Annotated in this window: 8 protein-coding genes; 2 read left to right on the forward strand and 6 right to left on the reverse strand. The window is 31.0% G+C overall.

Translation table 11 applies throughout. The features are described from left to right. The 3 genes from EZH24_RS02945 to EZH24_RS02955 form a co-directional block, all read right to left on the reverse strand. Positions 1–1,789, reverse strand: a 1,789-nt coding sequence (locus tag EZH24_RS02945; protein WP_137997640.1) for a methyl-accepting chemotaxis protein, incomplete at its 3' end; no start/stop codon positions are given. Between the two features lie 8 nt (positions 1,790–1,797). Next, entirely contained in the window at positions 1,798–3,732 is a 1,935-nt protein-coding gene (locus tag EZH24_RS02950; RefSeq protein ID WP_137997641.1) for a coiled-coil domain-containing protein, read from the reverse strand. Between the two features lie 86 nt (positions 3,733–3,818). Continuing rightward, positions 3,819–5,210 carry an MATE family efflux transporter gene (locus tag EZH24_RS02955; protein WP_137997642.1) on the reverse strand — a complete coding sequence of 464 codons (1,392 nt, stop codon included), beginning with the start codon at positions 5,208–5,210 and terminating at the stop codon, positions 3,819–3,821. 206 nt (positions 5,211–5,416) lie between these two features. Here EZH24_RS02955 and EZH24_RS02960 point away from each other — a divergent pair, with 206 nt between their 5' ends. Further along, complete coding sequence (locus EZH24_RS02960; RefSeq protein ID WP_137997643.1) at positions 5,417–7,054, forward strand: ankyrin repeat domain-containing protein; 1,638 nt, start codon at positions 5,417–5,419, stop codon at positions 7,052–7,054. 46 nt (positions 7,055–7,100) lie between these two features. On the opposite strand, the gene truA is transcribed toward EZH24_RS02960, so the two are convergent. Together truA and EZH24_RS02970 are read right to left on the reverse strand one after the other, a co-directional pair. Continuing rightward, the gene (gene truA / locus EZH24_RS02965; RefSeq protein ID WP_137997644.1) at positions 7,101–7,847 is read right to left on the reverse strand and encodes a tRNA pseudouridine(38-40) synthase TruA; all 747 of its coding nucleotides are present in this window, start codon (positions 7,845–7,847) and stop codon (positions 7,101–7,103) included. A gap of 99 nt (positions 7,848–7,946) precedes the next feature. Beyond that, positions 7,947–8,885: an ABC transporter substrate-binding protein gene (locus EZH24_RS02970; protein WP_137997645.1), complete on the reverse strand. Its 939-nt coding sequence runs from the start codon at positions 8,883–8,885 to the stop codon at positions 7,947–7,949. Between the two features lie 124 nt (positions 8,886–9,009). On the opposite strand from EZH24_RS02970, the gene EZH24_RS02975 reads away from it, so the two are divergent. Then, on the forward strand, positions 9,010–9,891 hold the full coding sequence (locus tag EZH24_RS02975; protein WP_137997646.1) for a cysteine hydrolase family protein: 882 nt from the start codon (positions 9,010–9,012) through the stop codon (positions 9,889–9,891). A 228-nt stretch (positions 9,892–10,119) separates the two neighbouring features. Here the strand turns inward: EZH24_RS02975 and EZH24_RS13975 are convergent. Further along, positions 10,120–10,681 (reverse strand): hypothetical protein (locus tag EZH24_RS13975; RefSeq protein WP_201798555.1); only part of this gene is annotated, 562 nt, incomplete at its 5' end.

Genomic DNA, 10,681 nt, shown 5'->3' on the forward strand with positions numbered 1-10,681 from the left:
TGAAATTATTAAATATTTTTATTATGTCTTGGTTTTGAAAATCAATTTTTGAGTTTAAAGAATTTTGAATATCGAGCATCGCGTTTATATTTTCTTTTATGTAAATCGCTATATTGCTTTGTTCTTCCACTATATTAAATATGTCATTATTATATTTTTCCAAAGTTTCAAAAGATTCTAAATTGGAATCTTCAAAATTAAAACTATTTTCTATCGTTTTCAAATAATCGTCCATTTCTTTAGCCAACTCGTTAGCCGAATTCTCTATCATTTTGCAATGCTCTTCCACATAAAAAGAAGAGTTTTCTACCATAACCAAACCAGAAAATATATTTATAAGAATTTTTTCCATAAGTTCCGTGCTTTGATTAATTTCTGTCGCTAAAACGCCTATTTCTTTCGCCACAACCGAAAAACTTCTTCCATGAATTCCCGCTTTTGTCGATTGAATACCCGCGTTTATCGAAAGCAAATTCGTTTTATTCGTCATATTTTTTATATATTCTATCGTTTCGTATATTTCGCCCGTTATGGCGCTTATATCTTTAAATTGGTTAGAATATTCGAGCATATTGTCTATGAATTTTTTGGAAGTTTTTTGCAAATCGTTTTTTATATTTTTTAAATCTTCGTTCAATTCTTTTATTTCGTTATTTGAAAAATCGGATTCTTTTATTCTTTTAATTATTCCGTTTAACACTTTACAGTTATCTTGCAATCTGTTTTTATATGTTTCAAAAACGCTAAATACGGCGCTTGTGAATCTTATTCCGTCTTTTATTATTTGATTTTTATTTTCTTTAGTTTCCGCGAGTTTATCTTTCGAGGCTAAAATATTTTCGACTTTTGAATTCATTATATCCAAAGCGTCTTTATTTTCTTTATCTATTTCGAATACGAACATTGAAGAATCCATAAAATTTTTGTCGACAGTATTTAATTTGTCGGAGATTCCATGAATAGTGGTAAGTATATTTAAGTTATTTTTTAATCTGCTTACCAAAACATTGTCTTTATTTATCACATTCAAAGCGTTCACGGTAAAACTTGAAAAAGTCGCTATAAACCTAATCATATAAGATAAAGTTATCGCAAGTCCCGTTCTGTCGAAGTTGATTCCCGCATTAGTTTTGAAAAGCGATATATCGGTAAATATCAAATATAATCCTATTAAACTGAAAATATTAAACACTACATTTATTCCAACATTATGTCTCGAAATAATATCGAGTATTACGGGAATTAAAGTTGCGGCGAATACGAATAATATTATATACATTTTAAATAGATAAAATAAACCGTTTGGAGACACTCTATAATAAATTCTATCCGCTCTATGAAATATTTGATTTACATTAACTCCAAAAAAAGCGTCAAAATTTATCACGCTTACTATAAGAAGGGCGATAATCAAAAGTCCCGTTATAATCAAAATAAAATTATTTGCATTATTAACCGTTTTCATACTACTTAAAAAATTTCTATTATTAAGAGGCATAATCAAAACCGTAAATAAAACGAGTATATTATTGAAAATATATAAATTAGTCGTTATGTCGGGAAATATATTATAGAGTTCAAAAAATGTAATAACCACCAATATAATATTATATAAAGAAAGGAGCTCCAAAGTAACGGCGATTATAAAATATGTCGAGCTTTTCGTTCGCCTCGACAATAATATAAATATAACGGCAAATATAGTCATTACCGACAAGTCTATTACGGGAACTAATAATTCGATGATATTAATATTATATCCTAATATAAAAGTAGTTAATAAATCCATAATAACCCTTATGTCGTTTTGGAATGTTCTCTAATTATACTATCCAAATTATCGGAATATTCTAAAATTTGTTCTTTCTCATTATTAAGTTTTCCGCTCACCGATTCCAAATCTTCCGAAGTAGCCAAAAGTTTGTTCATATCTCTCATAAGATTTTTTACTTCCGTATTATGTTCGGAGGCTTTCTCGGATATGTCTATTATATAATCGTTAAATTCTTCTATTCTCAATCTTATATTCATAAAATCGTTTTCTTCGCTCGTTATTATTTTATTTATATCCGATACGGAATCGAACATTTTATTCGTATTTTTTGCCATATTAACATTAAAATCGTTTTGTCTATCCATACTTCTATTGAATTGATAGATTTTATCGTAATAAGCCGATATTTCTTGCGCCAATTCGGATGCGTTATTATTTATATTAACTGTTGCAGAATTGAATTTTTTGAAAATATCTTCTATTTGATAAAGTAATTTCTGCATTCTTTCCGATACGGTCAAAGATTCCGTTACCAATTCCAATACGGAATTTGAAACCGTTTCAAAATTGCCCATCCAATCTCCAGATTTTGAAGCTTGAATTCCAGAATTTATCGAAAGAGTTTTCGCTCTGTCGGATATATTCGACATAAAAACTACGATTTTATTTATTTGCATATTCAAATGGCTAAGTTCCGAAGATTTATTGAGTTCGTTTCCTATATTAAATTTTTCCTTATCGACATATTTTTGAAAAGAATCGAATTTATCGACTATATTCGAACTTTCTTCTTGCAAATTGTATATTTCTTCGATAGATTTTTGTAAATTTGAATTTAAATTCGCAAGCATCGTTTGTTGAGATACGGAAGCCTCTTTTAATTTCGGGTAAGTTTCTATAAGTTCGTTAATTTTTTCGATATTCGAGTTTGCATCGTTTACCTGAAAGTTTTCTATCGTGATAAATTCGTTTATGGAATCTATAGTTTTCGCTATATCCGTTTTCAAAGCGCTAACCGAAGAATAGGCGTTTGAAACATCTTCCGTTAATTCTTTTACCGCTTTTTGAAAATCGTCTTTAAATTCGAGCATTTTTTTTGAAGTGTTTGACGCCGTATTTATTATAACCGTATCCTGCGCTCTAATCTCTTCAAAATTATAACTCTGTTTATTTCTTCTGCGGAAAACGGACGAAATAAATTGATTGACCGAAGAATGTATAATCGCGATATTATAAATTATATAAGCCAAAGTGATTCTTGAAAATGGAACGTTTCTCAATATTAAAAAATCTCCTCTTTCTTGATACACCGAAATTCCGTTAAAATCGTCAAAGAAAAATATCGCTATTATGGAAGTTAAAATTAAATATTGAACATTTTTCGCGTAATTTTTATTAACCACCACTTCGTAAATAAAAGCGCTTATTACCAAAAGCATATATGCCGATACGACAAAATCTCTAAATACATATAAAGGTCCTATTTTTCCTCTAATTTTTATGCTGTTTCTCATAGTTTCGTTTAGAGTGTCGACCGCTTCCGTTCTTGAAATGAAAGAATCCGAATAGATAATTCCTATAAATATAATTGTAGCCACCAAAAATATCGCCAAATTATAAAGAAATTCCAAAGCCCAATGATAATTTTTATTCAATTCCAAATTATTTTTCGCGTATATTATCCACGGGAAAATCGTTAAAGATAAGGCGATTTGCTCCGCTCTGTATAAATAAAATCCGATTTTGTTGTCATAACTTGAAATAGATATTACTATATTTATAAATTCCAAAGACGAAAAAACGAATGCCAAAATTCCTATAGATAAAGTTATTAATTGATTTTCTTCATATAATTTGAAATAAATATAACCGTAAAGTATTATTCCCACCAAACCCGTAAAAGTTCCTATAGTGGGAATTCCGATTTCAAAAAATATATGAAAGAAATTTCTATCCATATTAATCCGTAAGTCCGTATAAAAATAAAATATCGTTTACATTATCGGAATTTATAATTAAGTTTTTTATCAAAATATTTACATATTTAATCGGTTAATTTTCTTACCCAACGCTCTTCTTTAAGCATTATAATCGCTATGGTTATTTTTACGAAGTCGGTTAATTTCGCTATCCCAAACATCGCAACGGGACCAACGGAAGTAAATTTTGCCAAAATAAGCGCAACTGGAGCGAATAATAATAACGATACGGGAACATCTACCGCGAAACCAAATAAAGTGTCGCCTCCCGCCCTCGAAACTGCAAATTGCGAATTAATATAAGTCCAAACTGGCATATAGCATGAAATTAATATCACCAAATTTCTTGTAATCGTTTGAGCGTCCGCCGTGAGTTTTGAAAATATGAGCGGAATTAAAACTATTGACGACATTTCTATCAATCCGACTATAGAACCCGCTATTATAGAACCGTTCATTATCCATCTTGCCTTATTTTTAGCGTCTTCGAGTTCGCCTCTTCCTAAAGTTCCGCCGACTACAACCATAGTGGCGACATGAACTCCTTGAAAAACCAAATAAAATATATTCGCAATAGTAAATCCCGAAGCCATTCCCGCTACAGTTTCCGCTCCTCCTCTGCTGTTATAAAGCGCTGTCATAAACATTTCGCTTAATCCCCAACTTATTTCGCTTAAAAATATTAGGCTCGATTTATTAAGCATAGCCCAAAAAACGCCTATTTTAACTTTTAATATTTCTCTCGTTCTGACATAAAATTTTTCTTTATGCAATTTGATATATATTATAAAAAGCGACATTTCCAATATTCGCGCTATTAAAGTCGCCGTTGCCGCTCCCGTTTCTTCGAGTCTTGGCGCTCCCAAATTACCGTATATTAAAATCCAATTCCCAAATGTATTGCAGGATGTCGCTATAACGGAAATTACCAAAGGAATATGCGGCTTTCCTATTTCTCTGTATGAGCTTCCTATAGCACCCGAAATTGAAATTGGAATAAATGTGAAAGCGATTATTTTCATGTATTTCGAGCTTGATTCCAATATTTCATTTTGAGAGTAATTTCCTTGAGTAAGCAGTCGCATAAAAATTTCTGGATTTACGAGCATCAAAATCATATATACGATTGAAATAAAAAGAGGAAGAATAACTTTAAACCTAAAAGCCTGTTGCATTCCTTCTTGATTATTCGCTCCGTTATTTTGAGCCATGTAGATTCCGCCCGCTCCGTAAAAAGTGTATAATATAACCAAATACATGAAATTTAATTGATTTGCCACATTAACCGCCGCCATTTTTATATCGCCGAGTCCCGCAACCATAAAATTATCTATAAGCGAAACCATACCCATTATTAATTGTTGAGCCATAACGGGAACGGCTATAGATATGCATAATTTGTAGAAATCCCAATTTCCGAATATTTTATTTTTTGAATAATTTAAACTGTCGTCCATAATAATATTTTTAACCAAATATAGTATAAAATTTAAAATTTTGAATTTATAAACATAATATTATTTTTATATTTGTCAAGAGTTTAATCAGGCTGCCATCTTTCATTTTTTATAATAAAAAATGAATTTTTAGAAATAAATTTATTGAAATTTTATTTTTTTATTGTATTATATAAGTAGAAGTTTTTATAAGAGAGTATTTTATTATGAAAAAAGCAATAAAAATTATTTCTACTATAATTATGGTGTTTGCGACTATATTAATAGCGCAAGAAAATAATAATGCAGATATTTTTGCATTAATAAGAGCGAATAATGTTCAAGAGATAAGAAAATTAATCTCTCAAGATGGTTTTAATGTTAATATACAGGATGTAAATGGAAATACTCCTTTAATACATGCCGTAATAAGAAAAAATCAGCAAATGGTTCAAGCGTTAATAGAAGCCAAAGCGAATGTTAATACGAAAAATAACGAAGGAAACACGGCTTTAACTTATTCTTTAACGAATAGGAATAATAGAATATTGAATATGATTATAGATGCGGGAGCCGATGTTGAAACAAAAGATACAAACGGAAACACTCCTTTAATACATGCGGCTATTAATAAAAACAGACAATTAACGGAAACTTTGATAAAAAATAAGGCAAATGTTAACGCTAAAAATAAAGAAGGACTTACAGCTTTAAATTACGCTTTAAATAATCGTAATAATGAAATAGCGAAACTACTTATAGGAGCTGGAGCTAATATAAATATTAAAGACGATAAAGGCAATACTATTTTAATGAATCTCGCCTATAATAATAATTACGATTTGGCAAGAGCTATAATAAATACAAAAGCTGATGTTAATGTTAAAAATAAAGAGGGTTTTACAGCTTTAACTTTCGCCGCTTATAAAGGAAGTTATAATGTTGCAAAACTACTTATAGATTCTGGAGCTAATATAAATATTAAGGATATAAATGGAAATACTCCTTTAATGTATGCTTCCTACAATAATTATACAAATGTTCTAAAATTGCTTATTGATTCGGGAGCTAATATTAACGAAAAAAAATCGGACGGTTTTACGGCTTTAATGTTTGCGGCTTATAAAGGAAGTTATGCAACCGCGGATATGCTTATACAAAATGGGGCAAATGTTAGAATGAAAGATATAAACGGAAACGACTCTTTTATGTATGCCGCTTATAATAATAGAGTAAATATGCTTCCTTTATTTACTAATTCTATGAGTATCGATTCGACCAATAATGAAGGAAGAACGCCTTTAATTTTAGCTTCTATTAGCGGACATAGAGAAATGGTTCAAGCTCTTATTAATTTGAACGCGAATATTAACGCTAAAGATAAAGACGGAAACACCGCTTTAATGTATTCCACTTTTAATAATAAATCCGATTTAATTAATATATTTATAAATTCAAATGCCGATTTGAATATTCAAAATAATATAGGAGTAACGGCGTTGATTTTTGCGTCTATGAACGGATACGACAGAATAGTGAAAACTTTAATAGACGCTAAAGCAAATATAGATATAAAAGACTATTATGGGAACACCGCTTTAATGTATGCGGCGGGCAGAGGAAACGATAGAGTCATCAGCATGTTAAATAAAAACGGTTCTAATATAGACACCCAAAATAGAGTTGGATATACGGCTTTATTTTTTGCGGCGGTTAATGGTTATGAACAAGCCGTTCAAATGCTTATAGATTTAAAAGCGGATATAGATATAAAAGATTCTTACGGAAAAACGGCTTTAATATACGCTCAAGAAAGAGGTTATGATAGTATAGTCGAATTACTTACAAAAGCTGCGGAAGGATAATGATAAATATCTATCTCTTGATATAATTAATATAAATTATAGAATTTTAATTAACAAAAAACGCTTTTCTAAAATATAATCCATGAGCTGGAGCTGTAACCAAAGCTTTAGTTCTATCCTCTTCTTTAATTATCTCTTCTATAAAATCAATCGGTTTATTTTTTCTCTGCCCTTCTATTAAAGTGCCTACCATAATTCTAACCATATTATGCAAAAAAGCGTTTCCTCTTATTACCAAATATACGATGTCTTTTTTTCTTATAGCAAAAACTCTTTCAATATATCGAAACTTCGAATCGTTTTCGTCTTCGGTTGAACAAAAAGAAGTAAAATTATGTTCGCCTATTAAATATTTCGCGTATTCGTTAATCAATTTTTCGTTTATAATATTTTTTCTATAAAACCAAGCGTATCTTTCGTAAAAAGGATATGAAATATCTCCGTTATAAACTATATATAAATATTCTCTAAAATTTGCAGAAACCCTTGCGTTAAAATTTTCGGGCATAATCTCCGCCGATATTATTCTTATATCTTTTGGCAAACATGAATTTAAAGCTATATGAACTCTCTCTATCGGAACGAGCATTTTTGGAACTCTAAAATTCGCAACCTGCCCAAGCGCATGAACTCCCGCGTCAGTCCTTCCGCATCCGTAAATAGTTATTTTCTCCGAATATATTTTTTGAACGGCTTTATATATTTCGCCTTGAACCGTTCTTAAATTCGGTTGTATCTGCCATCCGCAAAAATCCGTGCCGTCATATTGAATTATTATTTTTATATTAAACATTTTCTTTTTTATATAAATTATAGATTAGAATTTATTTTATAAAATAAAAAAGCCCATATTAAAATTAATACGAGCTTTATTATTTAATATCATTTTCTATTATTGTAAATCCGCTGGAATCACGATTCCCAATTTTTGAGCCGAATTAGTATTTATTTTTAAAGATAAATTTTGCAAATATTCTATCGGCATATCTGCGGGTTTCGATTCTCCTTTCAATATTTTTACCGCTTGTTTTGAAGTCAACTTTCCAAGCTCGTAATAATTGATTCCGTAAGTAGCCAAACCTCCTCTTGGAAGCATTCCTTCTTCTCCGCATATAATCGGTATTTTCGCGGGTTCGGTTATCGATGCAACGGTAGGCATTCCAGCCGAAACCATATTGTCGGTTGGAACATATATAACGTCAACTTTTCCGATTAAATTTTGAACGACTTGCTGAATTTCGTTAGGGTTCGTTATCGTGGCGTCTCTTGTGATTAATCCTATTTCTTCCGCTTTCTTTCTCGCAATATCGACTTGATATTTTGAATTCTGTTCGCTCGAATTATACAAAAATGCCACTCTTCTCGCGTTTGGAATTAATTTTTTTAACAAATCCATCTGCTCGCTAACGGGAGTCAAATCGGAAGTTCCCGTAACATTTCCGCCTGGCGCGTTATTGTCCGCAACCAATTTTGAATCCGCTGGGTCTGTAACTGCCGTAATAAGTATCGGTATATCTTTTGTAAGATTTGCAATCGCTTGAGCGGCTGGAGTCGCAATAGCCAAGATTAAATCGCTTCTGTCGTTAATAAATTTTTGAGAGATGGTTATACAATTTGCCTGTTCTCCTTGAGCGTTTTGATAATCTATAATGATGTTTTTTCCGTCTTCGAATCCTTCTTCTTTTAATCCGTCCACAAAACCTCTGTTCGCATCGTCCAATGCTGGATGTTCGACTAATTGCAATATTCCAATTTTATAAGCCGAAGATTCGCTTTTTGAACAAGAAAATGCAACCAAAATTATAGATAATATTATTAGTAGTTTTTTCATATCGTTTTCTCCTTTCTTTGATAAAATTTTTAATGAAATTACTATTATTGAAATTATACAAAATTTTACAATAAAGTCAAATATATGATATACTAAAAAATAAAAAATTAGAGGAGATTTTATTATGATTGATTTGAAAAATATTGTAAACGAAAAATATATTGGAAAAGAAGAAAACCCGATAAATCAAAACGAAATTTATAATTTTGCCTCTTCCGTTAATATAAAAAATAATAAAAACGAAGCCTTGCTTATAATAGACGCTCAAAGAGATTTTATTGATATGGAAAAAGGAGCTTTAGCCGTCAAAGGAGCGACTGAAGATATAAAAAGAATAATAAAATTTATTTACGACAATATTGAAAATCTATCTTCGATTTATACTACAATCGACACTCATAGCTACGATTCGATTTTTCATCCTTTTTTATGGAAAACTCCAAACGGCGAATATGTCAAACCTTTTACCGAAATCACTTTGGAAAAAATAGAAAATAAAGAAGTTATTCCCGTTTATAAAGATATTCAAACGGATTATGTCAAAAAATTAAAAGAGCAAGGAAGTCAAAATTTAATTATTTGGACTTATCATTGCATCTACGGAACTGACGGATGGCTTATCGAAAAACAGCTTTCAAATATTCTCGCGTTTTTTGAAGCCTCTAAAAAAACTTCCATAAACAAAATAATAAAAGGAACGGATAAATTTACCGAAATGTATGGAGCGATAAAACCAGAAGTAATGACGGGAAAAAATAATTATAATAACGATTGGGTAAAAGAAATTAAAAATTACGAAAAAATATTTGTTTGCGGAGAGGCGAAAGATTATTGCGTTTACGAAACAATTAAACAATTTTGCGAAATTTATAAATCGGAAAAAAATATAACGGAAAAAATTTATTTTATGAATAATTGCAGCAGTTCGATTGGAGATGAAAATATTTGTAATAAGAAATATGAAGAGCTTGCAAATAATTATGGAATAAAATTGATAACCGTGTGAAAAATTTAATTATCATTGCGAGCGAGTGGAACGAATGAAGCAATCTATAATAAAATAGATTACTTCGGCTATAAAATAGCCTCGTAATGACAAATTTAATGTCATTGCGAGCCGTTGCCTTAAGGCACACAGCGTGAGGCGTAGCAATACGAAAATGAATATAATAAAAAAAGACACCGCAATAAATACGATGCCTTTAATTTCAAGAAGCTTAAACGAAAACTTTTATTAACTACCTGCAGAAGTATCTTCAGTTAAAGTTCCTTCGTATTCCGCTTTATAACCGCCGTTATTATATACCGCTCCGCTTTCCGTAGTTATAGGTCCTCCATTCATGCCCATATATAAATAAAAGGTTATTTTGCTTGTATCTGCAGAATTAAGGGTTATTTGAATATACGATTTATATCTAAATCCGTCTAAATCTATATCCTCGCTTGCTATATAACTATTGCCTCCTGAGGATTTAAGTATTATTGGCTCAGTGAAGCTGCTTCCACTATAACTTATTGTGTTATCAGTTATAGTTACAAACGCCTGCCCTCCGCTTCCATTTCCTTCCAATATAAATTGGTCTCCGAACCCTTCTGGATTTGAAGTGTAAGATTTTCTGGTAACACCGCTTCCTACTATGCCTGTATAGGTTTTGCCGTTATACGCGGATAAGTCGGTTGCGGTAGCTTCCGTTCCAGATGCGGTAGGTATCGAGTCTAAATCTACTCCTCCACTTCCTCCTCCCGTTTTGTCTTCATTCTTACAGCTTACCGAAAACAAGAGCATAAACGATAAT

This window comes from Brachyspira catarrhinii (genome assembly GCF_005518285.1).
GTDB classification, from domain to species: domain Bacteria; phylum Spirochaetota; class Brachyspiria; order Brachyspirales; family Brachyspiraceae; genus Brachyspira; species Brachyspira catarrhinii.